Origin of the sequence: Halomonas terrestris, from assembly GCF_049166755.1 — a bacterium.
Taxonomy (GTDB): Bacteria; Pseudomonadota; Gammaproteobacteria; order Pseudomonadales; family Halomonadaceae; genus Halomonas.
In genome coordinates this window covers 78,096-104,416 of the sequence record NZ_JBMHFZ010000015.1, presented here as the reverse complement: position 1 = coordinate 104,416, position 26,321 = coordinate 78,096, and the positions used below count along the sequence as shown (strand labels likewise).

Sequence of the window (26,321 nt, the reverse complement as noted above, 5' to 3'; positions counted from 1 at the left end):
TCCCGACGCGGAGGAGGCTGCACCCGCTCGTCGTTGACCGGCATACACCAGTCGAGGAGATCCGGGTGCTGAAGCTGACTTCCCCCGCCACCGTGGTGGTACTGGCCGCACTGACCGCGCTCGGGCCACTGGCCACCGACATGTACCTGCCGGCGATGCCGGCCATGGCCGGGGCGCTGGATACCGGCCCCGATCAGGTGCAACTGACGCTGAGCCTCTACATGGCCGGCTTTGCCCTGGCCCAGCTCTTCTGCGGCCCGGTCTCCGATCGCTACGGCCGCCGACCGGTCATGATCGCCGGCATCGCCCTGTTCCTGCTGGCCAGCCTGTTGTGCGCCTTCGCCCCCAGCATCGAGTGGCTGCTTGTCGGACGCTTCCTGCAGGCCTTCGGCGGCGCTGCCGGCCCGGTACTGGGGCGCGCCGCGGTACGCGACATCCACGGCCCCCTGGAAGCCGGTCGCATCCTCTCCTACATGGCCAGCACCATGGCCCTGGCCCCCGCCCTGGCCCCGGTGCTGGGCGCCGGCCTGCTGCTGTTCTTCGGCTGGGAGGCGATATTCGTGGCACTGTCGTTCTATGCGGCGATGATGCTGCTGGTGCTCGCCTTCCTGATGCCCGAGCCCCTGCCTGCCGAGAACCGCCAGTCCATCCATCCCGCCACGATCCTGCGCAACTACCGCATGCTGCTGGGCCAGCGCGCCTTCATCGGCTACACCCTGGTCAATGCCTGCGGCTTCGCCGGGCTGTTCGCCTTCCTGTCGGGCTCGTCATTCGTGCTCATCGAGTTCATGGGCCTCACGCCCTTCCAGTACGGCATCGGCTTCACGCTGATCGTCGCCGGCTTCTTCACCGGCACCCTGATCAGCGGCCGCTACAGCCACCGGCTGGGGCGTGACCGCCTGCTGCTGCTGGCCACCCTGATGTGCGCCCTGGCCGGCGGTACCATGGCGATCCTGGCGCTCGCCGCGGTCTACGCGCCGTGGGCCGTGGTCGGCCCCCATATCCTGTTCCTGATCGGATTCGGCATCGTGATGCCCCAGAGCATGTCCGGCGCCCTGGCCCCCAACCCGCAGTGTGCGGGCTCGGCCTCGTCGCTGTTCGGCTTCCTGCAGATGACCATCGCAGCGCTGGGCGGTGCCCTGGTCGGGCAGTTCCATGACGGGACCTCCCGCACCATGGCCATCGCCATCGGCCTGGGGGGCCTGCTGTCGCTGGTGGCCTACCTGGGGCTGGTGCGCATGCGCCGCGTCGAGGTCCCGCAGACGGTGCCCGCGCGGCGGGAGTGACGGCGCCGGCATGAAGAAGGGGCCACGCCTGACGGCGTGGCCCCTTCTTCCCGGCGCATCTCGCCCTCGGCGCTCAGGCAGCGGCGGCGATGGTCACCGGTCGCCCCTCGCGCAGCTCCGCCAGCAGCCGCTGGCGCCGCTCGGCGGCCTGCTCGGCGGCGGCTTCGCGCACCGGGCCGAAGCCCCGGATCTCCTCGGGCAGCCTGGCGAGCGCCAGGGCGGTGGCGTGGGTGCCCTCGTCGAGGCGCTCCATAAGTTCGTCGAGCAGCGCCTCGTACTCCGCCAGCAGCCGGCGGTCGAGCTTGCGGTCGGCGCTGAAGCGGAAGGGGTCGAGGGCGGTATTGCGCAGCCCGCGCAGCCTCGCCAGCCCCTTCATGGCCTTGAGCATCCAGGGCCCGAAGCGACGCTTCACCGGACGGCCACGGGCATCCTTGCGCCCCGGCAGCAGCGGTGGCGCCAGGTGGAGGGTCAGGCGGTAGTCGCCACCGAAGGTCGCCTCCACCTCGGCGAGGAAATCGCTCTCGGTATAGAGCCGGGCCACTTCGTACTCGTCCTTGCAGGCCATCAGCCGGTAGAGCTGGTGGGCCACCACCTCGCCCAGGACCTCGCCGTCGCCGAGGCGGCGTTCGGCCTCGCGCACCCGCGCCATGCGCTGGCCATAGCGCTCGGCCCAGGCGCGGTTCTGGTAGCGCTCCAGGTGGCGCAAGTTGCGGGCCACGACGTCGTCGAGGCTGGCGCTGTCCGGCAGCGGGGTGTCGTCCAGGCGCTGCTGGAGGTAGTCCGGCTCCACCGCCGCCAGCCGCCCCCAGGCGAAGGCCTGGCGGTTCTTCTCCACGGCCACGCCGTTGAGCTCGATGGCGCGCTGCAGCCCCGCCTCGGAGAGCGGCAGCAGGCCCCGCTGCCAGGCGAAGCCCAGCATCATCATGTTGGAGAAGACGGTGTTGCCCAGCAGCTGTTCGGCCAGACGGTTGGCGTCCAGGGTGGCGAAACACCCCTCATCCACGGCCTCGCGCAGCAGCGCCAACCGCTTGTCCGGCTGCATGTCGGCATCACGATAGAGCACATAGTCGGCGGTAGGCTGCTCGGCCAGGTTGGCGACGATCCGGGTGCCGGGCTGCAGCACATCCAGGGCCTTGCGCGAACTCGCCACCACCATGTCGCAGGCGATAACGGCATCCGCCTGGCCTGCCTCGATGCGCACCTGGTTGAGATCACGGGGCGCCGGGGCCAGGCGTACATAGCTGAGCACGGTGCCGCCCTTCTGGGCGAAGCCCATGAAGTCGAGCACGCTGGCGCCCTTGCCCTCCAGGTGGGCGGCCATGGTGATCAGCTGGCCCACGGTGACCACGCCGGTACCGCCCACACCGCCGACCAGCAGGTCATAGGGCGCATCCAGGCTCGGCCGTGGCGGGGCCGGCAGGGCATCGACCCGCTGCCAGAAGCCGGCATCGACGCCGACGCCCTGGCCCTTGCGCAATTCGCCGCCCTCCACGGTGACGAAGCTCGGGCAGAAGCCCCCGACGCAGGAGAAGTCCTTGTTGCAGGAGGACTGGTCAATCTTGCGCTTGCGTCCCAGCTCGGTCTCCCGGGGCACCACCGACAGGCAGTTGGACTGCACCGAGCAGTCGCCGCAGCCCTCGCAGACGTGGTGATTGATGAACACGCGGCGGGCCGGGTCTTCCATCAGGCCGCGCTTGCGTCGGCGGCGCTTCTCGGCGGCGCACACCTGGTCGTAGATCAGTACCGTGCAGCCCGGCACTTCGCGCAGCTCGCGCTGCAGGGCGTCCATCTCGTCGCGATGATGGAAGGTCACGCCCCCGGGGAACCGGTTCTCGTGGCCGCGATACTTCTCCGGCTCGTCGCTGACCACCACCACGCGGCGCACGCCCTCGTCCACCGATTGACGGGCGATCATCGGCACGGTGATCTGGCCGTCCACCGGCTGGCCGCCGGTCATGGCCACGGCATCGTTGAACAGGACCTTGTAGGTGATGTTGACCCCCGCGGCCACCGCCTGGCGCACCGCCATGGAGCCGGAATGGAACCAGGTGCCCTCCCCCAGGTTCTGGAAGATGTGGCCATTGCCGGTGAAGCGGCTCTTGCCCACCCAGTTGACCCCCTCGCCGCCCATCTGGATCAGCGACTCGGTGCGGCGGCCCATCCAGGAGGCCATGAAGTGGCAGCCGATCCCCGCCAGCGCCTTGCTGCCCTCGGGCACCCTGGTGGAGCTGTTGTGGGGGCAGCCGGAGCAGAAGTAGGGCAGCCGACGCACGCCGCCCAGCTCCTCCACCTCGGCCCGGCAGCGGTCGAGCTGGCTGAGCCGCCCGCGCAGGTCGATGCCGAAGAAACGCTCGAGACGCTCGGCCACGTAGCCGGCCAGCAGCCGCGGGCCGAGCTCGCCGACGAAGGGGATCAGCGGACGCCCGGCCTCGTCCTGCTTGCCCGTGACCAGAACCTCGCCCGGATGGTCCGGCTCGGACATGTACTCCTTGATCTGGCTCTCGATGATGCCGCGCTTCTCCTCGACCACCAGCACTTCCTGCTTGCCGTGCACGAACTCGAGGATACCGCGGCGATGCAGCGGCCAGACCATGCCCACCTTGTAGAGCTCCACGCCAAGCTCTTGCAGCTCCTGCTCGCCGAGGCCCAGCAGCCGCAGCGCCTCGAGCAGGTCCAGGTGCCCCTTGCCGGTGGTGACGATGCCGAAACGCGCCGCCTCGTTGGGAAACAGGCGACGATCGATGGGGTTGGCCGTGGCGAAGGCCTGCACCGCGGCCAGCTTGTGCTCCAGGCGGGTCTCGAGCTGGGGTCCCGGCAGGTCCGGCCAGCGGTAGTGCAGGCCGTCCAGCGGCGGCGTGAAGTCCGCCGGGGCAAACTCGGGCAGCGGTGCCACCTCGACGGAGGCGGCGCTCTCCACGGTTTCGGAGACCGCCTTGAAGCCCACCCAGCAGCCCGAGAAGCGTGAGACGGCATAGCCCCACAGGCCGAAGGCCTCGTACTCGGCCAGGGATGACGGGCTGATCACCGGCATGAACCAGGCCATGAAGGCCACGTCGGACTGGTGGGGCATGGAGGAGGAGACGCAGCCATGGTCGTCGCCGGCCACCACCAGCACGCCACCATTGGGCGAACTGCCGTAGGCGTTGCCGTGCTTGAGGGCATCGCCGGCACGATCCACCCCCGGCCCCTTGCCGTACCAGAGGCCGAAGACGCCATCGACCCGGCGGTCCGGGTCGGTCTCCACCTGCTGGCAACCCAGCATCATGGTGGCCGCCAGGTCCTCGTTGATGGCCGGCACGAAATCGATGTTGCCGGCGTCGAGGGCCTCCTTCGCGTCCCACAGCGCCTGGTCGACCCCGCCCAACGGGGAACCACGGTAGCCGCTGATCAGGCCCGCCGTGTTGCGCCCGTCGCGGCGGTCCATGGCAGCCTGGCGAAGGGCGATGCGCACCAGCGCCTGGGTGCCGGTCAGGAAGATACGCCCGTGGTCACGGGCGTAGCGGTCGGTAAGGCTGTAGTCGTCGAGCACGACGGGAGGGGAAGTCGTCATGGTCACCACCTTCGGGTCGGGGGAGTGGTTATGCTTGTATTGGCCCGAAGTCTAGCCAAGGCGCCGCTAAAGGTGCTTGCTAAATCAACCCCTTGTACGTGGCTATTTGACATCCTGTTTCATTCTGCGAAGCTTCATGAAACAAGCTTTCGTTCTCTACCCAGAAGTGAAATACGCCCATGCAACCGCCCAGCCTCGACGGCCATGATCGACGCATCCTGAAGGTGCTGCAGCAACAGGGCCGCATCACCAACCAGGAGCTGGCCGAACGGATCGGCCTCTCCCCGGCGGCCTGCTGGCGCCGGGTCAAGGCGCTGGAGGAGGAGGGTGTCATCAAGCGCTTCGCCGCCCTGGTGGACCCGGCCCGGGTCGGCCAGCCGCTCTGCGCCCTGGTGATGGTCACGCTGGTGCGTCATCACATCGACAACACCGCCGAGTTCGAGAACCGCATCCTGCAATACCCCGAGGTGCTGCAGTGCTACGCCACCACCGGCAACGCCGACTTCGTGCTGCGCGTGGTGAGCGAGGACATGGCCGCCTACGACCGCTTCCTCAACGAGAAGCTCTTCACGCTGCCGGGCATCTCCCAGGTCAGCTCCAACTTCGCCCTGCGCGAGATCAAGAACGAGACGGCGATTCCCATCCCGCAGGGACATCGCGTCTAGCCTTCGACACCCTCCCTGGCCTCGTCGATGGCGGTCATCACCTGGCTCGCATCGGGCACGCGGTGGGCCAGCGCCAGCGCCAGCTGGGCAAGGAACAGGCGCTCCTGCGCCTCGGGGAGGGCGTCCAGGGTGGTGGCCAGGGCCTCGTAGACGCGCTCGAGATCGGCAAAGGGCAGTGTTGCTCGGGTCATGGTCATTCTCCTCCCAGGGCAGTCGTCAGGGCCGCGTCGAGGGCGGCGGGCTCGAGTGACATCCAGCGGGTGGCCACGTGGCGGTCGGGCCGGACCAGGTAGGCCGTGCCCGGCTCGGCGCCATAGCCGGCAAACAGGCTGCCGTCCGGGTCGACCAGCGCCCCCTCGTCGCCCGACGCCCGAGCCGCCCGCAGCAGGGTGATGTCGATGCCGCGGCCCCGCAGGTCGGCGATGCGCGCCTGCAGGCCCGGCTCGACCTCCCCGGCCGCGCTGAAGTGCAGAAGCGTGAAGCCCGGGCCGAGGTGATCGAGCAGGAAGTCCTCCTCGCCCAGGCGGCGGTTGATCAGGGGCGCACCCGGCACGGGGCCGGCGGCGAAGGCGGGGTCATCGGCCAGGGTCAGGGGGCTCTCGGCATAGGTGTAGGGGGTGACCTGGCGGGGGTCGGCGAAGCCACTGGCATAGTCGTTGTGGAAGGCCAGCGCCAGGGCGGCATCGCGCATCAGCCGGTAGCCGCGGCTCGGCGGGGTCATGAAGCGGGTGCTCTTGCCGGCGTTGGCGAAGACGTCCAGGGTCGCACCGCGCCGCTCCGGGCTGTAGCTGTCGAGCAGCCGGTCCGGCGCCTGCCCCTTCAGCACCCAGGCGAGCTTCCAGCCGGCGTTGGCGGCATCGGCCAGGCCGTTGTTGAGCCCGCGCACGCCGAAGATCGGCACCAGGTGGGCGCTGTCGCCGATGAACAGCACCCGGCCATGGCGATAGTCCTCCAGCGCCAGGGTGTAGGCCTTGTAGAGGCTCCACCACTCCAGCTCCCAGTCGTCGCTCTCGTGCATCACCTCGCGCACGATCAGCTCGACCTTCGCGCGGATGCTGGCCTCCTCCACCGCCAGCTCCGGATCCTCGTCGGGGCCGAGCTGGTAGTCGATGCGCCAGATGTCGTCGGGCTGCCTGTGCACCAGGATGGTGGTATCGGGCATGGCATGGGAGTGGAAGAAGGCGCGCCGCTCGGTGGGAAAGTCGGACCTGAGGCGCACATCGGCGATCACGTAGCGGCCTTCATAGGCCTCGCCGTGCAGCGGGAGATCGAAGGCCTTGCGCACCACGCTGCGTGCCCCGTCGGCGGCCAGCAGGTAGTCGGCCTCGAGCCGATAGTCGCCCTCGGGAGTGCTCACCTCCAGGGTCACGCCGCCCTCGTCCTGGTGCACGCCGGTCACCGCGCTCTGCCAGCGCAGCTCGATGAGGTCGCTCTCGGCGGCCTTGTCGATCAGGAACTGCTCGATGTACTGCTGCTGCAGGTTGACCATCGGGGAGTGGCGCTCCTGGTCGGAGTGGGGCATCCGGAAGCGGTAGATCTCGCGGTCGCGGAAGTAGGTGCGGCCCCGGGTCCAGCCCAGGCCCTTCTCCACGAAGGGCGCGTCAACGCCGAGCTGCTGGAGGATCTCCAGGCTGTGGCGGGAGATGCAGATGGCGCGGGAGCCGTCGTTGACGGTGGCCTTGTCGTCCAGCACCACCGCGGCGATGCCGTGGCGGGCCAGCTCCAGGGAGGCGGTGACGCCCACCGGCCCGGCGCCGACGATGGCCACCGGGTGGCGCACCGCCCGGCCATCCAGTTCGGGAGGACGCACGAAGGGAAAATGCGGATAATCGAAGTAGAGCGAATCGGTCTCGGCGCGTCCGGCGGGTCGCATGGGCGGGCTCCTGTCAGGGTTGTCGGATCGGCTATCACTCAGCATATCCCGCCGCGAGCCCCATGCCTGTCCCGTAAAAGCCGGGACAAATGGCAGACAAGTCACCCGGGAGAGACGTCATGAGCGACCCGAGCGCCGCCGACTGCCCCTTGCCGGCCGACTGGCCGTCGCTGCTTGGCGCCGTTGCCGCCTGTGTCGACGCCCTGGGCGATCCGGCCTTCGAGACCCACCTGCTGGCACTGCTGCGTGACACTGCGCGCATCGAGCAGTGCATGATCTTCGCCTACGACGACGAGGACGGGGTCGACTGCCTGCTGGCCGCCAACGAGCGCCAGCCGCGCATGGCCGGCCGCCTGGCCCGGCTCTATACCGACGGCCTGTTCCGGCACGACCCCAACTACCGGGGGCTGCGCCGGGCTGGCGACGATGCCCCCCGGGTGGGGCTCGCCCCGATGCAGGCCGAGGCGATGACCGCGGCCTACCGTGGTCACCTGTTCGCCTTCCCCGACCTGGTGGACAAGGTGGCCCTGACCCTCCGCGAGGCCGAGGTCGCCTATACCCTCAATCTCTATCGCGGCCGCGATACCGGCCCCTTCTCGGCCGCCGACCTGGCCGGCCTGGACGCCATGGCACCGCTGCTCGCCAGCCTGATCCGTCGCCACTACGCGACCGCCCGCCCCGCCTCCCAGCAGCCCAGCGCCGAGGAAGCCGCCGTGCTCGCCCCGCTCTCGGAGCGTGAACGCCAGCTCTGCCTCTTCCTGCTGCGCGGCCATACCCTCAAGACCGCCGCCGCCGAACTCGATATCGCGCTTTCCACCGCCGAGACCTACCGCAAGCGCGCCTACGCCAAGCTCGGCGTGCCCTCCAAGGCGCGACTGGTGGCGCTGTGTCGGCGGGATTCCTGACAACGCCGAACCCCGGCACGAGGCCGGGGTTCGGGGATGCGCATGCACCGGGTCAGTGGCTCAGACGTGCCGCGCGACGATCGAAGGCCTCGGCGTTGGGGCAGAAGCCGCGACACTCCTCGACCTCGGCACCGGCGCGCATGGCCTTCCAGCATTGGCCAACGACCGGGCAGCCGTTGCAGGTCTTGCGCATCACGTTGTATCCCGGCTCCGCCGCCACCTCTGCATCCTGCAGGCCGAAGCGCTGCATCATCACCGGCATCAGGGTCCTGGCCGGCACGAAGTCGGTCGGCTGACCCGCCGCCAGCTGTCGTGCCATCTCGCGCTCGAAGCCAGGCTCGAGGGGGCTCTCCAGGTCATTCAGCAGGGCATGATAGGTAGGGCCCGCCTCGTGCTGGACGTCCCGCACCAGCTGGCGAGTGGAGGACTGGTAGCAACGCTCTCCGAAGCGTTCCCACCAGGAGGCAGCGCGAGTGGTCTGTGCAGTGGCCATGGTGAATCTCCTGTCAGGTGGCTTTTCCACAGTATCGGAGTTCGCGACGCCTCTCGCCTTGACCCGGGTCAAAATAGTTTCACTTGAAACAGAAACGAGCACGGCGGCAGGCCGTGCTCGTGCTGCGATGACGCGGGGATCACGGCTCCTGGTCGACCACCTCCTCGGCGGTGAGCCCGGGCTCGTCCCCGGCCACCTCGAGCTGTTCGCGGAAGTGGGCCAGCGCTGCCTCGCCATCAACGCCCTTCTCGGCCGCCAGCGCCATCCACTCGTCGGGCAGGTCGGCAGCCATCGCCATGAAACGCTCGACCTCCTCGGGGGGCAGCTCGATGAAGGTGTTGCCCATCTCCTCGGCAAACTCGACGCCACGCACGTCCACGGTGTCCATCATGAAGCCGAACAGCCGCGACAACCGCTCGCCCGAGACGCCCATGATGGCCTCGCGATCCTCGTCGGAGAGCGAGGCCCAGGTGTCCGGGTTGATGACCAGGGAAAAGCTGCCGCGATAGAAGCCGCCGGGCATCTGCACCGTGTAGGGCAGCACCTCGGCCAGGCGGAAGCTCTTGAGCCCCTCCAGGGTGAGCATGGCACCGTCGATCACGCCCTGGGTCGCGGCCTCGTAGGTGCTGGCCGGCGGCAGGGCCACACCGGTCAGGTCGAGGGCATTGGAGATGTCGGCCATGATGCCGCCACCGATGCGTACGCGGTTGCCGGGGAGGTCGTCGAGGCTCTCGATGGGCTCGCTCAGGTAGAGGGTGCCGGGGCCATGCACCCCCAGCCCGATCACCTCGACGCCGCGATGCTCTCCGGCATCGGCGAAGTATTCATGGTGGGTGCGCCAGTAGGCCACCGAGGCGGCCTCGGAGGAGAAATCCTCGAAGGTCGGCAGCTCGGGGAGCTTGGTCAGCTCGAAGCGGCCCGGCATCAGCCCGTGGAACAGCCAGGTCACGTCGGCCACGCCATCGGCCACCAGCTCCATCTGGGCATTGGGCGGCCCCATGTCGTGCACCACGTTGACGGAGACACGGCCGTCGGTGGCCTCCTCGACCCATTGGCCCCAGGTGGGCCAGACGATGGTGTTGACGCCATGGTTGGGGCCCGCCCAGGTGCTGATCTGCAGCACGGTGTCGGCCGTGGCTCCCTGGAAGGCGCCCAGGGTCATCAGGGTGGAGAGCGTCGTCAGTTGCGCCAGCTTCTTCATTGTCGGTTTCCTTGGTTGTTGTTGCTGTCAGGGTTGGCTTGGGTCTCGGGTTGTCGTGAGGGTGTTGCCGGGGTCAGATCGCCAGCACCAGGCGCTTGCCCCTGGCGCGCGAACAGCAGGCCATCATGCGGTCGTTGGCATCGCGCTCGGCGCGGCTGAGCACCAGGTCCCGATGATCGATGCCGCCCTCGACCACCGCCACCTCGCAGGTGCCGCACAGGCCTTCGCAGCAGTCGCTGGGCACATCCACACCGGCCGCCGTCAGCGCCTCGAGCAGGGTCTGGTCGTTGCCGACCCGTACCGTCAGGTCGGAGTCCGCGAGCACCGCTTCGAAGACGTGTTCGTTCTCGGGGTCGAGGATGCTGGAGCGGGCCGTGAAATGCTCGACGTGCAGCGTGCCCTCGGGCCAGTCAGCCGCCAGCGCCTCGAGCGCCTCGAGCATGCGTTCCGGGCCACAGCAATAGACCTGTTCACCCTCGGACAGGCCGGCCAGCGCCCCCGGCAGGTCGAGGCGGCAGCCCTCGTCGCCGGCATGGACGGTCAGCACCGCGTGGTGGTCACGTTCGACCCGGTCGAGAAAGGCCATGGTCCGCCGCGCGGCACCGCAATAGTGGAGCGTATAGGGCTTGCCGAGCGCCTTGAGCCGGTCGGCCATGGCCAGGATCGGGGTGATGCCGATCCCCCCGGCAATCAGGGTGTAGCGCGGCGCGGTCTCGTCCAGGTGGAAGTGATTCTTGGGGCCGGCGATATGCAGCACGTCACCCGGCTTGACCGTGTCGTGGAAATGCACCGAGCCACCGCGCCCCTCGCTCTCGCGCAGGATGGCAATGGACAGGCGGCGGCGATCACCGCGCGCCCCGCACAACGAGTAGTAGCGCCGCCACTCCCCCGACACCAGCTCGATATGCGAGCCGGGGGACCAGTCGGGCAGCTCGCGTCCATGTGGATCGGCCAGGTCGATGCGGATCACCCCCTCGGCCTCGCGCCCCACCTCGGTGACCACGACCCGGCGCAGGATGTCATCCTTGATCGGTGCGCCGATGCGGAAGTGCGTGGGGTTGTCCAGCACCGCACGGGTGCGCCGCTCGGGATTGTGCGCAGGATCCCATTCCACCCACAGCGACCTGGGGCCACGGAAGGAGGTATTGGGCAGGTACTCGAGTGCCTGGTCCTCGACCAGGCGCATATGCGGCAGGCGGCGGACGAACTCATCGAGGATGACGCGCATTTCCATCCGGGCGATGTTCTTGCCCATGCACTGGTGCGCACCGTAGCCGAAGGTGAGGTGCTCGGCCGCGTTGTGACGGTAGATGTCGAACTCGTCGGGGTTCTCCCAGTAGCGGCGATCCCGGTTGGCCGACGCCTGCACGATCAGCAGCTTGCCGCCCTTGGGTATCTTCTGCCCACCCACCTCGGTGTCGTCGGTGGCGATGCGGCGCCAGGCCACGACCGAACCGGCGGCGCGCAGGCACTCCTCGATCGCGCTGGGAATCAGGGCGGGGTTCTCGCAGACGTCGTTCCAGGACTCGCGGTTCGACAGCAGGATATGGAAGGCGTTGGCGGTGGCGAAGGCGGTGGTCTCGTGCGCGGCGACCAGGATCGCCATCATCATCGAGCGCAGGTAGCTCTCCGGCACGATGTCCGGATGCACCTCGTGCATGCGGATCGAGTCGTACATCCAGCCCTCGCCGGTGGGGTCGGCACGCATGCGGTCGAGGATCTCCTGGGCCGACTGCCAGAACCGGCCGACATCCTCGGCGATCTGCAACTGCTGTTCCGGGGAGGGGCGGCCCCAGGTATTGAGCGTGTGGGCGACCGAGAACCGGCGAAGCTCCCGCGCATCCTCCTCGGGCACACCGAGGAAGCGCAGCGCGACGGTCATGGGAATCTCCCGGAACATCTCGGCCACCAGGTCGACGCGCCCCTTGTCGATGAAGCGGTCCATGTAGTCGCGCACCAGTTCGCGGACCCACCCCTCGTGCTTCTCGAGGTTCTCGGGGAGGAAGGCCTCCATCAGCAGGCGGCGGCGTTCCATGTGGTCCGGCTCGTCCTCGTTGACCATGGTGCGGCGCATTGCATAGCCGTAGCTCTCGAGGATCCGCGTCGCCTCGGGGGGCGCCGGGGTGAGCTTTTCCAGGGCGATCGACGGCGAGAAGAGGTGGTTGTCGCGGAACACCGCCTTGACGTCATCGAAGCGGCTCACGACCCAGTAGCCGAGCTTGGGGCTGTAGAACACCGGCTCCTGCTCGCGCGACCAGCGCAGCGCCTCGGCAGGGTCCAGCTGGTAGGGCGCATCGAAGGGGTCGAAGGTGGCGGCCTCGGGCGATACCGGGCACCCGGTGGGTGACACCGTGGCCTGGTGGACGGGGCACCCGCCCGCACCGGGTCGGGATTGATGGGTCGCTGACGTCATGCTGAGCTCCATGGGGGTCGCGCTCTTGTATCTTTTATCGCACACTTAGTTTCTGCTAGCGAACATGACGAAAGGTAAGCGGCTTCGGCCGGGACGTCAAACTCCTGCCGCGACTGCGCTACCATGGTCCCTTTCCCGATCGCCACATCCGAGCCGAGGTACCCCCCAGGATGTCCACCACACTGCAAACCCTGGATCGCGGACTGCGCGCCCTGGAGATCGTCTCGGGGCACGCCGAGGGCGTCACCGTCGCCGAGCTCGCCGAACGGCTGGAAGTCCACCGCGCCATCGCCTACCGCATCGTCACCACCCTGGAGGGGCACGGCCTGATCACGCGGACCCTCGAGGGCACCGTGCGCCTGGGCGCCGGCGCCGCCCTGCTCGCCTCGCGCTTCGAACCGCAGCTGCGCGCCGTGGCCCAGCCCCTGCTGCAGGAACTGGCCAGGGCGACACGGGCCACGGCCTTCATCTCGGTGGCCCAGGGCAAGGAGTGCGTGGTGATCATGGTAGCCGAGCCCGAGGAGGGGCTGCTGCGGGTCGGCTATCGGGTGGGCAGCCGCCATCCACTGACGCTCGGGGCGGCCGGCATCGCCATCCTGGCCGCTCGTCCCCCGGGACCCGACGACGACGAGGCCGTGCGCCGGGCGCGCGCCGACGGCTACAGCCTGACCCGTGGCCAGTTGCAGCGCGGGGCGGTCGGCGTGGCCAGTGCCATCGCCTCGCCGCAGTTCCGGCCCGGCGTGGAGGCCTGCATCGGCGTGGTCGCCATGGATGACCTGGATACCGACACGGCCATCCGCGAGGTGATGGCCCATGCCCGCCACCTCACCGAGCTGGTCGGCAGCTGACCGGCGGGCGGCGAGTCGTGAAGCAGAGGCCCCGCAGGGTTACACTAGCAGCCCGTCCATGTCCCCAGCCGAGGCCGCTTCGATGAGTCCCCACCTGCTCTCCGTCGATTCCCTGTCCAGAGACCATGTCGATCACCTGATGCGGGTCGCCGCCCGCATGGAGCCCATCGCCAGCCGCCGCCAGGTCACGCGGGTACTGGAGGGTGCCGTGCTCGGCAACCTCTTCTTCGAGGCCAGCACCCGTACCCGGGTCAGCTTCAATGCGGCCTTCTGCCGGCTGGGCGGCAGCGTCTGCGACACCACCGGCTTCACCTTCTCCTCCATGGCCAAGGGCGAGTCCCTCTACGACACCAGCCGGGTGATGAGCGGCTACTGCGATGCCATCGTGATGCGCCACCCGGACCAGGGTTCGGTAGCGGAGTTCGCCGCGGCGACGAACGTGCCGGTGATCAACGGTGGCGACGGCCCGGGTGAGCATCCCAGCCAGGCGCTGCTCGACCTCTACACCATCGACAAGGAGTTCACCCGGCTCGGCAAGTCCCTGGCCGGCGCCCATGTACTGCTCACCGGCGACCTGAAGTACGGCCGGACCGTGCACTCGCTGATCAAGCTGCTTTCGCTCTATGCGCCGATGCGCATCACCCTGGTCGCCCCCCCGGGGCTGGAGATGCCGAGCCACCTGATCGATCGGGTCGTCTCTCGGGGGCACCGGGTGGAGCAGCGCGACAGCCTGGCCTGCGACTTCTCCGACCTGGACGTGGTCTACACCACGCGTATCCAGAAGGAGCGTTTCACCGCGGAGATGAGCGAGACCTTCGGCGTGCTCTCGCGGGACTTCACCGTCGACCGCGCCTTCCTCGATACCCGCTGCACGGACACCACCATCGTCATGCATCCCTTGCCGCGGGACAGCCGCCCCGACGCCAATGACCTCGACGTGGACCTCAACGGCGACCCGCGCCTGGCGATCTTCCGCCAGACCGACAACGGCATTCCGGTGCGCATGGCGATCTTCGCCACCCTGCTGGGGGTCGAGGAACTGATCGAGCAGGACCTGCGCCCGGTACGCTGGTTCGTGCCCGGCCGGGTGGGCGTTGACGACGCCCCGTTCTGATCACGCGGCAGCTCGCCCGCCATCGCCTATGCTGGAGTGGAACAACAATCCGCGTCGCCGACCACGGCGACCGACGAGGAGGCGCTGCTTCAATGAATCTGCATCGTGCTTATCTTTCCCTGTGCGGCTTTTACAGCCTGCTGATCCTGATCGGCATCATCGCCCTGCTGGCCGGCGGCGCCACCCTGCTGGCGCTGCCGCAACTCGTCATGGGGGCCCTGGGCGTGGTCGGGCTATGGGGCTACTTCCTGAAGAAGGGTTTCATGAGCCCGCGCATGTGGCGCCCCTTCGCCTGCCTGCTGGGCGTTGCGGCACTGGCGCAGCTGTTCCTGATCTTCGCGGCATCGCCGTCCGGCGTCGAGCTCACCTGGCTGCTCACCAGCGCCATCTTCTCCCTGCTGCTGGTGGTCATCCTCTACCGCTATGGTGATCGCGACCAGGCGCTGTGGGCCTCGCCGGAGGAGCTCGAAGGGGGAAGGGTGCTGGGGGAGCTGCTGGAAGCGCAGCACGAGCTGACGGTGGAGAAGCAGGCGGAAGATCGCCAGGCGACCGTCAGGGTCCAGAAGGCCGGCAACGAGTACCGCGCCAGCGTGGTGCGGCAGCGCGAAGCGGAAGTGGAGAGATTCGAGGAGCGCTTCACCTGCCCGGCGACCCTGGCGTTCTTCATCGAGAAGTTCACCTGCATCTCGGTGCGCGACTTCGCCGACAAGTACACCAGCGAGGCCAGCCCGGCATAGCCCGCGCCTCAAGCCGGTGGCAGGCCCTCCCGGCGGGCGAACCAGCTCTCGAGGATCAGCACCGCGGCGAGGCCATCGACGCCCTCGTCGCGGTAGTTGCCCCGGTGTCCCGCCTCCCGGGCGATGGCCTTGGCCTCGCGGGTCGAGCCACGCTCGTCGACCATCTCGCAGGGCACACCGTAGCGGCCGAACAGGCGCTTGCCGAACTTGCGGGCGCGAACGCACATCTCCGCCTCGCTGCCGTCCACTTCCAGCGGCAACCCCACCACGAACAGCTCGGGCCGCCACTCCTCCACCAGCCGCGAGACCAGGTCCCAGTCGGGAATGCCGTCACGCGCCGGCAGCGGATCGAGCTGTCGAGCGCTGCGGATCATCTCGTTGCCCACCGCCACGCCGATACGCCGGGTACCGAAGTCGAAGGCGAGGATCAGGCGCTGGCCGGCCTCGGCCATCAGGAGTGTCCCGCCTCGCGGGTCATCAGGTTGAGGTCGATGCCGAGGATCCCGGCGGCGGCACTGAGCCGCTGCTCCGGCGGCACCTCGAAGAGGATGTCGGCGCGCCCCTCCACGGTGAGCCAGGCGTTGTCCATCAGCTCGGCCTCGAGCTGGCCGGACTCCCAGCCGGCACAGCCGAGGCAGACGAGGAACTGCTCGGGCCCCTCGCCGGCGGCCAGTGCCTGGAGCATGTCCATGGAAGTGGTCAGGGCGATCTCCTCGGCCACCTGGATGCTGGAATCCCAGACATCGCTGGTGCCGCGGTGCAGGATGAAACCACGGTCCTTGTGCACCGGACCGCCATAGTAGACCGGGGCATTGCGGTGCGGGCTCGCCTCGCCCCCCAGCTCCAGCTGCTCGAACAGGGCGTCGAGGGTCAACTCCAGCGGCCGGTTGACGATCACCCCCATGGTGCCGTTGTCATCATGGTCGCAGAGGTAGCTGAGGCTGCCAGCGAAGTTGGGGTCTTCCAGGTGCGGCATCGCCATCAGGAAGTGGTTTTTCAAGCTTTGCATGAGACTCCCCGGCGGTCCTAACGCACGCCGTAATGGTTGCCTTGGCCGAACCGCCAGACGCGGGTGATGGACAGGCTGTCGAGCTCGCCCATGCCCGGGTCGAAGGGCCGGTAGGGCGCCGCGCCGTGCACGGTGTCCAGAGCCGCCTGGTCGAGTTCGGCGTGTCCCGAGGATTGTACCACCTCTGCCTGAAGGAGCTGACCGTTGCGCCCGATCACCACGCGAATTCGCAGCTGGCCATGCAGGTGGCGTGGTGCCGGATGCACCCGATTGCCGTAGTCCTCGACGCGGCGGGTCCAGTCATCGATGTAGCGAGCCTCGGCGGCGCGCCGGGCGGCCTGCTGGCTGGCGTCGCCCTCCGATCCCCTCGTCTCGGCAACGAAGCCCTGCTCCCGGATACTGGTGGTCGCCTGGGCCAGCAGGTCGCGCCCGGAGGCCGAGGGCGCCGCCGCGGAGGGTGCCGCCGGCGATTCCGCCACCTGGGGCGCGCTGGCCCGGGGCTCGGGGGTGGCCTCGGCCTCGCTGGGCGACTCGGCCGCTGGCGGCGCCGTCTCGTCAGGCACCGCCTCGGGCTCGACCCGAGCGGTCTCCCGGGGCTCGGCAGGCGTGGCCGGGTCCACGTCGCTCCGGGTCTCCTGCAGCACCGGCAGGTCGTCCATGGGGGCGGCGCGGGATTCGGCCGGGGCGTCCTCCAGCTGCTCGCCCTCGGCCTGCTGATCGGCCTCGGCGATCGCCTCGGCCTCCTCGGGAGCCGCCGCGGGCCGCGTCACCAGCACCACGTCGAGGCTGGTGCGCTCGGCCGGGGCCGGCACGAACTGCCAGCTGGCCACCACGCCGATCACCGCCAGGTGCAGCAGCAGCGCCAGCGACCAGGCCAGCCAGCGGCGGTAGGGCCGGGTGACCGGGGCATACTGGATCGGGTCACTGACGAAGACCGACATGGTCCGGTACCTCGAGGATCAGTCCAGGCGGCGCTCGATGGCGTCCAGCAGCATCCCGGCGATGTCGGTGCCGCGCTGGTCGTCGATCTCGCGCACGCAGGTGGGGCTCGTCACGTTGATCTCGGTGATGAAGTCGCCGATCACGTCGAGGCCGACGAACATCAGGCCCTTGTCGCGGATCATCGGCTGCACCTGCTCGATCAGCCAGTGGTCGCGCTCGGTGAGTTCACGACTCACGCCCTGGCCGCCGGCGGCCAGGTTGCCGCGGGTCTCCCCGGCCATGGGCACCCGGGCGAGGCCGTAGGGCACCGGCTCGCCGTCGACCAGCAGGATGCGGGTATCGCCGTCGCGGATCTCGGGAATGTAGCGCTGGGCCATGATCTGGCGCCGGCCGCGCTCGGTGAGGGTCTCGATGATGGCGCCGAGGTTTCGCCCCTCGGGCTGCACGTGGAAGATGCCGCTGCCGCCCATGCCATCCAGCGGCTTGAAGATCACATCCTGGTGCTCGGCGTGGAAGGCCCTCAGCACCGGCTCGCTGCAGGAGACCAGGGTCGGGGTGCAGCACTGGGGAAACTGCTGGGCGAAGAGCTTCTCGTTGCACTCGAGCAGCGCCCGGGTCGGGTTGACCACCCGCACGCCCTCGCGCTCGGCAAAGCCCAGCAGGTGCACGGCATTGAGGAAGTGGCTGTCCACCGGCGGATCCTTGCGCATCAGGATCACGTCGAGCTCCGCCAGGGGGCGCACCTCGGGCTCGCCCAGGTCGTACCAGTGGGCCGGGTCGCGGTATGCCTCGAGATCACGCATGCGCCCGAAGGCACGCCCGTCGCGCAGGAAGAGGTCCTCCTGCTCGAGATAGTGCAGCGACCAGCCGCGGTCCCGGGCAGCCCACAGCATGGCCATGGTGGTGTCCTTCTTGTAGGCGATGTCGGCGATGGGATCCATCACCACACCGACCCTCAGCATGCGTTCACTCATCGGTTCGGGTGTCCACGGGAAGGAATGGGAATGTCGGCAGTATGCCGCAGGGGCCGAGGCAACACCAAGGTGCTCACGACTCGCCCGTCACGGCACCAGCGCCGGGAGCCAGGCGAATGCCGGCTGGTTCGATGACGATCAGTCGCCGCTTGTAGAGCCGCCCGATGGCCTGCTTGAAGGCGTTCTTGCTCACCCCCAGCCGGGACTTGATCTCGACGGCGTCGCTCCTGTCGCCCAGCGGCAGGTAGCCGCCGCTCTCGCGCAGTGCCTTGAGCACTCGCTCGCCCACCACGTCGAGGCGCGCCTCGCCCGGAGGCAGCAGGGAGAGATCCAGCCGGCCGTCGTCACGCTGGCGCTTGATGTAACCGGTGACGCGCTGGCCGCGGCGCAGCGGGCGGGTCACGTCATCGCGGTAGAGCAGCCCCCAGAAGCGGTGGTTCACCACCGTCTTGAAGCCGAGGTCGGTCTGGTCGGCGATCACCAGCGTGACCTCGTCGCCCGGGGCCAGGCCACTGGCCTCGTCGGTGAGGAAGCGATCGAGCTTCTGCGAGGCCACCGGCCGCCCCTGCTGGTCCTCGTAGACCATCACCAGCACCCGCTTGCCGGGCGTGGGACGAAAGCGCTGCTCGCCGTAGGGCAGCAGCAGGTCCTTCGGCTGCCCCCAGTCGAGGAAGGCCCCGGTGTCGTTGACCGTGACCACCTCGAGGTAGACGACCTCACCCACCGCCGTCTTCGGGGCGCGGTAGCGGCGCGAGGACCGACCGGCGGAGCTGGCTCCGGGCGATGGCCTGGTGACAGGCGAGCGACCGGGATGGCGGTCTCGGGAGTCAGGCATGGGAAAACGTCCATCGATGGTTGAGCGGACAGTATGGGGGGTGCGCCCGGGACAGGTGAAGGCTCACAGATCCCCGAAGCGATGCTGCAGCAACGAGAGCGCCACCACCGGGGCGGTCTCGGTGCGCAGGATGCGCGGGCCCAGCGACAGCGGGGCGAAGCCACCGGCCAGGGCGGCCTCGACCTCGGCGTCGGACAGGCCGCCTTCCGGGCCGATCAGCAGGGCGGCGCTGGCGGGGATTTCGGCGCGCGCCAGGGCACCGCCGGTACCGGGATGCAGCACCAGCCGCAACGCCTCGCCGCGACCGGCCAGCCAGTCGGCCAGTGACACCGGGGGATGGACCGGCGGCACGGTGGCACGGCCGCACTGCTCGCAGGCGCTGGCGGCCACCGCCTGCCAGTGGGCGTGCTTCTTCGCCTCCCGCTCGCCCCTGAGCCGCACGTCACCGTGCTCGGTATAGAGCGGCGTGATCGCGGCCACGCCCAGCTCGACGGCCTTCTGGATGGCGTAGTCCATGCGGTCGCCCTTGGAGATCGCCTGGCCCAGGTGCACCGCCAGCGGTGACTCGCCCCGGCCCGCCTCGACGGCCTCGATGCGGGCCACCACCCGCTTGCGGGAGGCCTCCACCAGCACGGCGCGGGCCTCCCGGCCGCGGCCGTCGAACAGCACCAGCGGCGCTCCCTCGCCCAAGCGCAGCACCCGTGCCACGTGGCGGGCCGGCCCTTCGGGCAGAACGACGTCGCCGCCGACGATGAAGTCGGCGGCGACGTGGATGCGCGGGGCCCTCGCCAAGGACCTGGCCTCGGACGTCATCGGCAGTTGCCCCTTGCCCTTACTGGGTCGTCTGCTCGCCCTGCTGCTGGGCCTGCTCGGCCTGGCGCTTCTTCTTCTGGGCGTAGATCGCCTCGAAGTTGACCGGCGCCAGCATCAGCGGCGGGAAGCCGCCACGGTTGACCAGGTTGTCGATGCACTCGCGGGCATAGGGGAAGAGCACATTGGGGCAGAAGGCGCCCAGGGTGTGGTCGAGCTGCTGACCCTCGATGCCGCCGATGCGGAACAGGCCGGCCTGCTCGATCTCGGCCAGGAAGGAGGTGGTGCCCTCCTCGCTGTGGGTCACCTGGGCGGTGACCTTGACCACCACCTCGTAGAGGCCTTCGCCCACCTGCTGGCTGGAGGTGTTCAGGTCGAGGCCGACCTTGGGCTTGAACGGCTGCTGGAACACGCTCGGTGAGTTGGGGGCCTCGAAGGAGATATCCTTCACGTAGATGCGCTGCAGGGCGAACTGGAGCTGTGGCTTGTCCTGCTGTCCGGCGGCCGCGCCGGCGTTCTGGTTGTTCTCTTCCGCCATGGGTAAGGTCCTTTGAAACGGTGAACGAATAGGCGTTTGGCGTGGTTACTTCTTGACCACGGGCAGGCCGTCGGCCTGCCACTGCGTCATGCCGCCCTTGAGCTTGACCGCCCGCTCGTAGCCGGCCTTGGTCAGCTTGGCCAGGGCGACGCCGGAACTCTGGCCGTGCTTGCAGGCCACGATGATCGGCTTGTCCTTGAACTTATCGAGCTCGCCCAGGCGGCTCTCGAGCTTGCTCTGGGGGATGTTGCGTGCGCCGGCGATATGACCGGCCTTGAAATCGCCCGCCTCGCGGATGTCGAGTACCACGGCATCCTCACGGTTGATCAGCTGGGTGGCCTGGGAGGACGTCACGCCGCTGGCGCTGCTGTTGCGGACCTCGTAGGCGATCCAGGCGGTCAACACCAGCAGGAAGGCACCCACCAGCAGCGGGTGATTCTGCACGAATTCAATCAGCTGATCGATCATGGGTCCGGAACACTCTTTCTCGGTGCATGAGGGGTGAAAACCGGCACGGCGCGCGGGCCTGCCGTCGGAAGGCGCCCAGTATACACGAAGCCATGGGGAGCCGCGGCCCGCGGGCGGCGACCATGACGCCCGGCGCTGCCGTACGATATGATGCCGCAAGCAGAAACAAGTCGCGACCCCGATGATCCACCCGCGCCCGTCGAGGGTCGCCATCAACGAGAGGCCCTCCCCATGACCGACGCTTCGACCTCCGCACCCCGCCCGGTGGCACTGATCATCCTCGACGGCTACGGCCACAACCCCGACGCCGCCAACAATGCCGTGCTGGCCGCCCGCACTCCGGTGATGGACCGCCTGCAGCAGGCGCATCCCGCCACCCTGATCCACACTGACGGCCGCTATGTGGGGCTGCCGGACGGCCAGATGGGCAACTCGGAAGTCGGTCACATGAACCTGGGCGCCGGGCGCATCGTCTACCAGGACTTCACCCGCATCACCAAGGCCATCGAGGACGGCGAGCTGGACGCCATCACCGCGCTCACCGCCCCCATCGATGCTGCGGTGGCCGCGGACCGCGCGGTGCACCTGCTGGGCCTGCTCTCGCCGGGTGGCGTGCACAGCCACGAGGACCATTTCCTCGCCATGGCCGAGCTCGCCGCCCGCCGCGGAGCGCAGCGCATCGTCGTGCACGGCTTCCTCGACGGCCGCGACATGCCCCCCAAGAGCGCCCTGGCCTCCATCGAGCGCGTCAACGCCCGCCTCGCCGAGCTGGTCGGCGCCGAGAACGGCTTCGTCGCCTCGATCATCGGCCGCTACTACGCCATGGACCGCGACAACCGCTGGGATCGCGTCGAGAAGGCCTATCGCCTGATCACCGAGGGCGAGGGCGAATACGAGGCGCCGAGTGCCGAGGCCGGCCTGCGCGCCGCCTACGAGCGCGGCGAGACCGACGAGTTCGTCACCGCCACCAGCATCCGCCCGAACGGAAAGCCGGTGGCGATGGTGGACGGGGACGCCGCCATCTTCATGAACTTCCGCGCCGACCGCGCCCGCGAGCTGACCCGGGCCTTCGTCGAGAAGGCCTTCGGCGGCTTCGAGCGCCGCGTCCGCCCGCACCTCGCCGCCGATGGCCTGGTGATGCTGACCCAGTATGCCGCCGACATCCCGGCGCCGGCCGCCTTCCCCCCGGCCGAGCTCACCAACACCCTGGGCGAGGTGATGGAGAAGCGCGGCCTGACCCAGTTGCGCATCGCCGAGACCGAGAAGTACGCCCATGTGACCTTCTTCTTCTCCGGCGGCCGCGAGGCCGAGTACGCGGGCGAGACCCGGGTGCTGGTGCCCTCGCCCCAGGAGGTGAAGACCTACGACGAGAAGCCCGAGATGAGCGCCGTGGAGGTCACCGACCGCCTGGTCGAGGCGATCGATTCCGGCAGGTTCGACCTCATCGTCTGCAACTATGCCAACGGCGACATGGTCGGCCATACCGGCGACTTCGACGCCGCGGTGGCCGCCATCGAGGCCGTCGATGCCTGCGTCGGCCGGGTGGTGGAGGCGATCCAGCGCGCCGGTGGCGCCTGCCTGGTCACCGCCGACCACGGCAACGCCGAGCAGATGGTCAACCCCGAGACCGGCGCCCCCCAGACCGCCCACACCACCTTCGACGTGCCGCTGGTCTATGTCGGTCCCCGCCCGGCGAAGCTCCGCGACGACGGCCGCCTGTGCGACATCGCCCCGACCCTGCTGACCCTGATGGAGCAGCCGATCCCCGAGGAGATGACCGGCCGGGTGCTGATCGACTTCTGCTGAGCAGGTCGACGAGGCACGGGCGAGGGGGCCAGCGGATGGCGAGAGCGGGATCCATGTTCGGCGTGCTGCTGCTGGCACTCTGCCTCGCCTCGCCGCTGGCCGCCCAGCCCAGCGAGCGAGCCGCCCGGGAGCGGCTCGACGCCATCGGCGAGGAGATCCAGGGGCTCTCCCGGCGCCTATCCTCCACGCGCCAGGCCCGCGACGCTGCCGATCGCCAGCTGCGCGAGGTGGAGACGGCGCTGGCCGAGACCCACCGCCGCCTCGATACCCTCCAGGCCGAGCGCCGCGAGCTCGGCGACCGGATCGCCGCCCTCGAGACGCGACGGGACGCCCTCCAGGCCGAGCGCGCCGACCAGCTCGAGGCGCTCGATGCCCAGCTCGATGCCCTCTACCGCCTCGGCCTCACCCCCCAGCTCAAGCTGCTGCTCAATCAGGACGACCCGGCTCGCCTCGACCGGCTCCAGCACTATCTCAACCACCTGGCGAAGGCCCGCAACGAGCGCCTCGACGCCCTCGCACGGCTCGACAGTGCGCTGGCCGACAACCGCCGCGAGCTCGAGGCCCGCGGCACGCGACTCGATGCCCTGGCCGAGGAGCTGGCCGGCCGCAGCGCCGAGCTGGCCCGACGCATGGCGGAGCGCAGTGAACTGGTCGCCGAGCTCGACAGCCGCTACACCACCGAGCAGGCGCGCCTGGCAGACCTCAACCAGGACCGCGCCCACGCCGAGCGGGTGCTGCGCGAGGTGCAGGAGGAGCTCGCCCGTCTCGAGCGCCCGCCCCCCTCCACCGCCATCGAACAGACCCAGGGGGAGCTGCCCTGGCCGGTCCAGGGCTCGGTGGCCTCGCGCTTCCGGCGCGGCGACGGCGTGCACCGCAACGGCATGCTGATCCAGGCCGCCGAGGGCACCCCGGTCAAGGCCGTGCACGCCGGCAGGGTGGTGTTCGCCGACTGGATGCGCGGCTTCGGCAACCTGCTGATCGTCGACCACGGCGACCAGGTGATGACCCTGCACGCCCACCTGCAGCACTTCGGCGTCGAGGTGGGCCAGGCCGTCTCCCGGGGCGACACCCTGGGCGCCGTGGGGGCGAGCGGCGGCCACGACACCCCGGCCCTCTATTTCGAGGTACGCCGCGGCGGCGAGCCGATCGACCCGCAGTCCTGGATCGCCTCGCGATGAGCCTCGCCCCTTCCCCACAGCGTCACCCACGGGCTATGCTGAGCTGCCCGTCATGGAACAGCGGAGATCGCATGCATCCACGTCTCGCCGGCCTTGCCTTCCTGCCACGGCGCCTGATGGCGATGCTTCTGCCCGTCGCCCTGCTGGCCCTGCCCCTGCCGGCCGTCGCCACCCCTGCGGCCAACGACCTGCCGGTGGAGGACATCCAGACCTTCGCCGAGGTGTTCGAGCGCATCAAGCGGGCCTATGTCGAGGAGGTCGACGACAGCACCCTGCTGCGCAATGCCATGCGCGGGATGCTCAGCGAGCTCGACCCGCACTCGGCCTATCTCGACCGCGAGGAGTTCCAGAGCCTGCGCGAATCCACCGAGGGCGAGTTCGGCGGCGTGGGCATCGAGGTCGGCATGCAGGATGGCCAGCTGACGGTGATCACGCCCATCGACGAGACCCCGGCATCCCGCGCCGGACTGCAGTCCCGTGACGTCATCCTGCGCATCGACGACACCCCCACCGACCGCCTGTCGCTGCAGGAAGCGGTCAACCTGATGCGCGGGGAACCGGGTACCGAGATCAGCCTGACCATCATGCGCCAGGGCGAGGACTCACCGCGCACCTTCACCATGACCCGCGAGGTCATCCGCACCGAGAGCGTACGCAGCGAACTGCTCGAGCCCGGCTACGGCTACCTGCGAGTCAGCCAGTTCCAGACCCGGACCGGCGACCAGGTGCGCAGTGCCATCGGCAGCCTCGAGCGCGACGCCCCCCTGAACGGCCTGGTCCTCGACCTGCGCAACAACCCCGGTGGCGTGCTGCAGGCGGCGGTGGCGGTGGCCGATGTCTTCCTCGACAGCGGCTTGATCGTCTACACCGAGGGGCGCCTGCCGGACACCGAGATGCGTTTCTCGGCCAGCGCCGAGACGGCCGCGGCGGACGTGCCCCTGGTGGTACTGATCAATGCCGGCAGCGCTTCGGCGGCGGAGATCGTCGCCGGTGCCCTGCAGGACCAGCGCCGCGGCGTGGTGATGGGTACCGAGAGTTTCGGCAAGGGCTCGGTGCAGCAGATCATGCCGCTGGGCAACGGCGAGGGGCTCAAGCTCACCACCGCCCTCTACTTCACGCCGGGCGGGCGCTCGATCCAGGCCCAGGGCATCGAGCCCGACGTGGAAGTGGTACGCGGCCGGGTCGAGGTGACCGAGAGCGGCCGCCAGGTGCGCGAGGCCGACCTCGAGGGCCACCTGCGCTCCCGCGATGAACCGCGCACCCGCAGCGAACTGGCCGAGCGCCTGCGCGAGGACTACCAGCTGGGCGAGGCACTCAACCTGCTGAAGGCGCTCAACGTCCTGAGTCAGCGCGACCGGTGAACCAGCGCGGCGGCGTCACCTGCATGAAGCGGGCAGCCGGCCCCGATGGCCGGTGGCCTGCTGCATCAGCAGGCGCTTGAGCGGCCCCAGCCGATCGACGCCGGCGAGCCCCAGGTTGCGTGCCAGGGTCAGGGCCGGATGGCGCGCCCCGAACAGCAGCCGGAAGGCATCCATCAGCGCCAGCATGGTGGTGTTGTCGCCGCGCCGGCGTCGGGCATAGCGCGCCAGCACTCGCACATCGCCCAGCCCGGCGCCGCGACGGCGCGCCTCGATCAGCTCCTCGGCCAGCACCGCCACGTCCATCAACCCCAGGTTGACCCCCTGGCCCGCCAGGGGGTGGATGCTGTGGGCGGCGTCGCCCACCAGCGCCAGGCCCGGCTGCACATAGCGCTCGGCGTGGCGCTGGGTCAGCGGCACCGCCAGCGCCGTGTCCATCACCTCCAGCTCGCCGAGCCGATGCTCGATGGCCCCGGCCATCTCCCGGGCGAGCCCCCCGGAAGGCTGCGCGACCAGGCGCTCGGCCTCTTCCGGCGAGGTCGACCAGACGATCGAGCAGTGGTGGCGGGCCCCATCGACGACCAGCGGCAGGAAGGCGAGCGGGCCGGTGGGCAGGAACACCTGGCGGGCCACCTCACCGTGGGGGCGTGAGGTGCGCACCGTGGTGACCACCGCCATGTGGCCGGTGTCCCGTGCGCTGACCTCGATGCCCGCCATCTCCCGCAGCGGCGAGCGGGCGCCATCGGCGGCCACCACCAGCGGGGCGCTCAGGCGGCCACCATCCTCCAGCGCCACCTCGCACAGGCCATCCCGTTCCACGAATCCGGTGACCCGTGCACCGAGGCACTGGCGTACCGTGGGCAGCCTTGCCAGGCGCGTCTCCAGGGCGCCGAGGATGACGTCGTTCTCGACGATGTGGCCCAGCACCGGCACCCCGGCCTGGTCGGCGGCGAAGTTCACCTCGCCGCTGCCCTCGCTGTCCCAGACCTGCATGAAGCGGTAGGGACTGACCCGCCGCGCCTCCATCCAGGACCAGGCACCCAGCCCGTCGAGCAGCCGCCGCGAGACCGGCGTCAAGGCGCTGACCCGCATGGCGGGCCGGCCACGGCCGACCCGCTCGCTATCCAGTGGCGCCTCGCGGGCATCGAGCAGGGCCACCCGGAAGCCGGCGTCGCCGAGCAGGCAGGCCAGGGTCGCCCCGACCATGCCTGCGCCGACGATCACCACCTCGAAGGACTCCCGGGACCGGGCGCTGCACTCCTCACGGCTCTGCTGCATGGGGTTCTGCCTCGTCGCGTCATGGTTGGCTGTCATCGTT

Annotated in this window: 24 protein-coding genes; 9 read left to right on the top strand and 15 right to left on the bottom strand. The window is 69.5% G+C overall.

What is annotated here, in order from left to right:
* The first annotated feature begins 65 nt into the window (after window positions 1–65).
* A complete protein-coding gene (locus ACOMD9_RS14530) occupies window positions 66–1,286 on the top strand; it encodes a multidrug effflux MFS transporter (protein WP_421416193.1) in 1,221 nt (406 codons plus the stop codon).
* A 73-nt stretch (window positions 1,287–1,359) separates the two neighbouring features.
* On the opposite strand, the gene ACOMD9_RS14525 is transcribed toward ACOMD9_RS14530, so the two are convergent.
* Entirely contained in the window at window positions 1,360–4,836 is a 3,477-nt protein-coding gene (locus ACOMD9_RS14525) for an indolepyruvate ferredoxin oxidoreductase family protein (RefSeq protein ID WP_421416191.1), read from the bottom strand.
* A 179-nt stretch (window positions 4,837–5,015) separates the two neighbouring features.
* On the opposite strand from ACOMD9_RS14525, the gene ACOMD9_RS14520 reads away from it, so the two are divergent.
* Window positions 5,016–5,501, top strand: coding sequence for an Lrp/AsnC family transcriptional regulator (locus ACOMD9_RS14520; protein ID WP_421416190.1), 486 nt, complete (start codon window positions 5,016–5,018; stop codon window positions 5,499–5,501).
* Here ACOMD9_RS14520 and ACOMD9_RS14515 read toward each other — a convergent pair.
* On the bottom strand, window positions 5,498–5,692 hold the full coding sequence (locus tag ACOMD9_RS14515) for a hypothetical protein (protein WP_421416188.1): 195 nt from the start codon (window positions 5,690–5,692) through the stop codon (window positions 5,498–5,500). The two genes, ACOMD9_RS14520 and ACOMD9_RS14515, sit on opposite strands and share 4 nt — an antisense overlap.
* Window positions 5,693–5,694: 2 nt before the next feature.
* Window positions 5,695–7,374 carry an FAD-dependent monooxygenase gene (locus ACOMD9_RS14510; RefSeq protein ID WP_421416185.1) on the bottom strand — a complete coding sequence of 560 codons (1,680 nt, stop codon included), beginning with the start codon at window positions 7,372–7,374 and terminating at the stop codon, window positions 5,695–5,697.
* Between the two features lie 119 nt (window positions 7,375–7,493).
* Here ACOMD9_RS14510 and ACOMD9_RS14505 point away from each other — a divergent pair, with 119 nt between their 5' ends.
* Complete coding sequence (locus ACOMD9_RS14505) at window positions 7,494–8,279, top strand: helix-turn-helix transcriptional regulator (protein WP_421416183.1); 786 nt, start codon at window positions 7,494–7,496, stop codon at window positions 8,277–8,279.
* A gap of 52 nt (window positions 8,280–8,331) precedes the next feature.
* Here the strand turns inward: ACOMD9_RS14505 and ACOMD9_RS14500 are convergent, their stop codons facing one another.
* From ACOMD9_RS14500 to ACOMD9_RS14490, 3 genes are all read right to left on the bottom strand, one after another.
* A complete protein-coding gene (locus tag ACOMD9_RS14500) occupies window positions 8,332–8,772 on the bottom strand; it encodes a hypothetical protein (RefSeq protein ID WP_421416181.1) in 441 nt (146 codons plus the stop codon).
* Window positions 8,773–8,911: 139 nt separating this feature from the next.
* Complete coding sequence (locus ACOMD9_RS14495; protein ID WP_421416179.1) at window positions 8,912–9,973, bottom strand: TRAP transporter substrate-binding protein; 1,062 nt, start codon at window positions 9,971–9,973, stop codon at window positions 8,912–8,914.
* A 73-nt stretch (window positions 9,974–10,046) separates the two neighbouring features.
* Window positions 10,047–12,386, bottom strand: a complete 2,340-nt coding sequence (locus tag ACOMD9_RS14490; RefSeq protein WP_421416178.1) for a cytochrome P450/oxidoreductase — start codon at window positions 12,384–12,386, stop codon at window positions 10,047–10,049.
* 170 nt (window positions 12,387–12,556) lie between these two features.
* On the opposite strand from ACOMD9_RS14490, the gene ACOMD9_RS14485 reads away from it, so the two are divergent.
* The 3 genes from ACOMD9_RS14485 to ACOMD9_RS14475 all read left to right on the top strand — a co-directional run bounded on the left by ACOMD9_RS14485 (window position 12,557) and on the right by ACOMD9_RS14475 (window position 15,085).
* Window positions 12,557–13,234: an IclR family transcriptional regulator gene (locus ACOMD9_RS14485; RefSeq protein WP_421416176.1), complete on the top strand. Its 678-nt coding sequence runs from the start codon at window positions 12,557–12,559 to the stop codon at window positions 13,232–13,234.
* 58 nt (window positions 13,235–13,292) lie between these two features.
* A complete protein-coding gene (gene pyrB, locus ACOMD9_RS14480; RefSeq protein WP_421416174.1) occupies window positions 13,293–14,348 on the top strand; it encodes an aspartate carbamoyltransferase in 1,056 nt (351 codons plus the stop codon).
* Window positions 14,349–14,440: 92 nt separating this feature from the next.
* Window positions 14,441–15,085: a hypothetical protein gene (locus ACOMD9_RS14475; protein ID WP_421416171.1), complete on the top strand. Its 645-nt coding sequence runs from the start codon at window positions 14,441–14,443 to the stop codon at window positions 15,083–15,085.
* Window positions 15,086–15,093: 8 nt separating this feature from the next.
* On the opposite strand, the gene ruvX is transcribed toward ACOMD9_RS14475, so the two are convergent.
* From ruvX to ACOMD9_RS14435, 8 genes are all read right to left on the bottom strand, one after another.
* Window positions 15,094–15,537, bottom strand: a complete 444-nt coding sequence (gene ruvX / locus ACOMD9_RS14470; protein ID WP_421416169.1) for a Holliday junction resolvase RuvX — start codon at window positions 15,535–15,537, stop codon at window positions 15,094–15,096.
* Entirely contained in the window at window positions 15,537–16,094 is a 558-nt protein-coding gene (locus tag ACOMD9_RS14465; protein WP_421416167.1) for a YqgE/AlgH family protein, read from the bottom strand. The genes ruvX and ACOMD9_RS14465 overlap by 1 nt, the downstream gene beginning before the upstream one ends.
* 17 nt (window positions 16,095–16,111) lie before the next feature.
* The gene (locus ACOMD9_RS14460) at window positions 16,112–17,035 is read right to left on the bottom strand and encodes an energy transducer TonB (RefSeq protein WP_421416166.1); all 924 of its coding nucleotides are present in this window, start codon (window positions 17,033–17,035) and stop codon (window positions 16,112–16,114) included.
* A gap of 18 nt (window positions 17,036–17,053) precedes the next feature.
* Complete coding sequence (gene gshB, locus ACOMD9_RS14455) at window positions 17,054–18,010, bottom strand: glutathione synthase (protein WP_421416163.1); 957 nt, start codon at window positions 18,008–18,010, stop codon at window positions 17,054–17,056.
* Window positions 18,011–18,083: 73 nt separating this feature from the next.
* Window positions 18,084–18,845 (bottom strand): CvfB family protein, encoded by a 762-nt coding sequence (locus ACOMD9_RS14450; RefSeq protein ID WP_421416161.1) that lies wholly within the window; start codon window positions 18,843–18,845, stop codon window positions 18,084–18,086.
* Window positions 18,846–18,908: 63 nt separating this feature from the next.
* Window positions 18,909–19,658: a 16S rRNA (uracil(1498)-N(3))-methyltransferase gene (locus tag ACOMD9_RS14445; RefSeq protein ID WP_421416158.1), complete on the bottom strand. Its 750-nt coding sequence runs from the start codon at window positions 19,656–19,658 to the stop codon at window positions 18,909–18,911.
* 19 nt (window positions 19,659–19,677) lie between these two features.
* Complete coding sequence (gene secB / locus ACOMD9_RS14440) at window positions 19,678–20,193, bottom strand: protein-export chaperone SecB (RefSeq protein ID WP_421416156.1); 516 nt, start codon at window positions 20,191–20,193, stop codon at window positions 19,678–19,680.
* A 45-nt stretch (window positions 20,194–20,238) separates the two neighbouring features.
* A complete protein-coding gene (locus ACOMD9_RS14435) occupies window positions 20,239–20,661 on the bottom strand; it encodes a rhodanese-like domain-containing protein (RefSeq protein WP_421416154.1) in 423 nt (140 codons plus the stop codon).
* 231 nt (window positions 20,662–20,892) lie between these two features.
* On the opposite strand from ACOMD9_RS14435, the gene gpmI reads away from it, so the two are divergent.
* The 3 genes from gpmI (at window position 20,893) to ACOMD9_RS14420 (ending at window position 25,006) form a co-directional block, all read left to right on the top strand.
* Window positions 20,893–22,467, top strand: coding sequence for a 2,3-bisphosphoglycerate-independent phosphoglycerate mutase (gene gpmI / locus ACOMD9_RS14430; protein ID WP_421416151.1), 1,575 nt, complete (start codon window positions 20,893–20,895; stop codon window positions 22,465–22,467).
* A gap of 35 nt (window positions 22,468–22,502) precedes the next feature.
* Window positions 22,503–23,645 (top strand): murein hydrolase activator EnvC family protein, encoded by a 1,143-nt coding sequence (locus ACOMD9_RS14425; RefSeq protein WP_421416148.1) that lies wholly within the window; start codon window positions 22,503–22,505, stop codon window positions 23,643–23,645.
* Window positions 23,646–23,716: 71 nt separating this feature from the next.
* On the top strand, window positions 23,717–25,006 hold the full coding sequence (locus ACOMD9_RS14420) for a S41 family peptidase (RefSeq protein ID WP_421416145.1): 1,290 nt from the start codon (window positions 23,717–23,719) through the stop codon (window positions 25,004–25,006).
* A gap of 15 nt (window positions 25,007–25,021) precedes the next feature.
* Here the strand turns inward: ACOMD9_RS14420 and ACOMD9_RS14415 are convergent, their stop codons facing one another.
* The gene (locus ACOMD9_RS14415; RefSeq protein ID WP_421416144.1) at window positions 25,022–26,281 is read right to left on the bottom strand and encodes a UbiH/UbiF/VisC/COQ6 family ubiquinone biosynthesis hydroxylase; all 1,260 of its coding nucleotides are present in this window, start codon (window positions 26,279–26,281) and stop codon (window positions 25,022–25,024) included.
* Window positions 26,282–26,321: the final 40 nt, after the last annotated feature.

Coding starts and splice junctions, on each gene's coding strand:
- ACOMD9_RS14525 (WP_421416191.1), bottom strand. CDS start 4,836: ATGACGACTTCCCCTCCCGTCGTGCTCGACGACTACAGCCTTACCGAC.
- ACOMD9_RS14520 (WP_421416190.1), top strand. CDS start 5,016: ATGCAACCGCCCAGCCTCGACGGCCATGATCGACGCATCCTGAAGGTG.
- ACOMD9_RS14515 (WP_421416188.1), bottom strand. CDS start 5,692: ATGACCCGAGCAACACTGCCCTTTGCCGATCTCGAGCGCGTCTACGAG.
- ACOMD9_RS14510 (WP_421416185.1), bottom strand. CDS start 7,374: ATGCGACCCGCCGGACGCGCCGAGACCGATTCGCTCTACTTCGATTAT.
- ACOMD9_RS14505 (WP_421416183.1), top strand. CDS start 7,494: ATGAGCGACCCGAGCGCCGCCGACTGCCCCTTGCCGGCCGACTGGCCG.
- ACOMD9_RS14500 (WP_421416181.1), bottom strand. CDS start 8,772: ATGGCCACTGCACAGACCACTCGCGCTGCCTCCTGGTGGGAACGCTTC.
- ACOMD9_RS14495 (WP_421416179.1), bottom strand. CDS start 9,973: ATGAAGAAGCTGGCGCAACTGACGACGCTCTCCACCCTGATGACCCTG.
- ACOMD9_RS14490 (WP_421416178.1), bottom strand. CDS start 12,386: ATGACGTCAGCGACCCATCAATCCCGACCCGGTGCGGGCGGGTGCCCC.
- ACOMD9_RS14485 (WP_421416176.1), top strand. CDS start 12,557: ATGTCCACCACACTGCAAACCCTGGATCGCGGACTGCGCGCCCTGGAG.
- pyrB (WP_421416174.1), top strand. CDS start 13,293: ATGTCCCCAGCCGAGGCCGCTTCGATGAGTCCCCACCTGCTCTCCGTC.
- ACOMD9_RS14475 (WP_421416171.1), top strand. CDS start 14,441: ATGAATCTGCATCGTGCTTATCTTTCCCTGTGCGGCTTTTACAGCCTG.
- ruvX (WP_421416169.1), bottom strand. CDS start 15,537: ATGGCCGAGGCCGGCCAGCGCCTGATCCTCGCCTTCGACTTCGGTACC.
- ACOMD9_RS14465 (WP_421416167.1), bottom strand. CDS start 16,094: ATGCAAAGCTTGAAAAACCACTTCCTGATGGCGATGCCGCACCTGGAA.
- ACOMD9_RS14460 (WP_421416166.1), bottom strand. CDS start 17,035: ATGTCGGTCTTCGTCAGTGACCCGATCCAGTATGCCCCGGTCACCCGG.
- gshB (WP_421416163.1), bottom strand. CDS start 18,010: ATGAGTGAACGCATGCTGAGGGTCGGTGTGGTGATGGATCCCATCGCC.
- ACOMD9_RS14450 (WP_421416161.1), bottom strand. CDS start 18,845: ATGCCTGACTCCCGAGACCGCCATCCCGGTCGCTCGCCTGTCACCAGG.
- ACOMD9_RS14445 (WP_421416158.1), bottom strand. CDS start 19,658: ATGACGTCCGAGGCCAGGTCCTTGGCGAGGGCCCCGCGCATCCACGTC.
- secB (WP_421416156.1), bottom strand. CDS start 20,193: ATGGCGGAAGAGAACAACCAGAACGCCGGCGCGGCCGCCGGACAGCAG.
- ACOMD9_RS14435 (WP_421416154.1), bottom strand. CDS start 20,661: ATGATCGATCAGCTGATTGAATTCGTGCAGAATCACCCGCTGCTGGTG.
- gpmI (WP_421416151.1), top strand. CDS start 20,893: ATGACCGACGCTTCGACCTCCGCACCCCGCCCGGTGGCACTGATCATC.
- ACOMD9_RS14425 (WP_421416148.1), top strand. CDS start 22,503: ATGGCGAGAGCGGGATCCATGTTCGGCGTGCTGCTGCTGGCACTCTGC.
- ACOMD9_RS14420 (WP_421416145.1), top strand. CDS start 23,717: ATGCATCCACGTCTCGCCGGCCTTGCCTTCCTGCCACGGCGCCTGATG.
- ACOMD9_RS14415 (WP_421416144.1), bottom strand. CDS start 26,281: ATGCAGCAGAGCCGTGAGGAGTGCAGCGCCCGGTCCCGGGAGTCCTTC.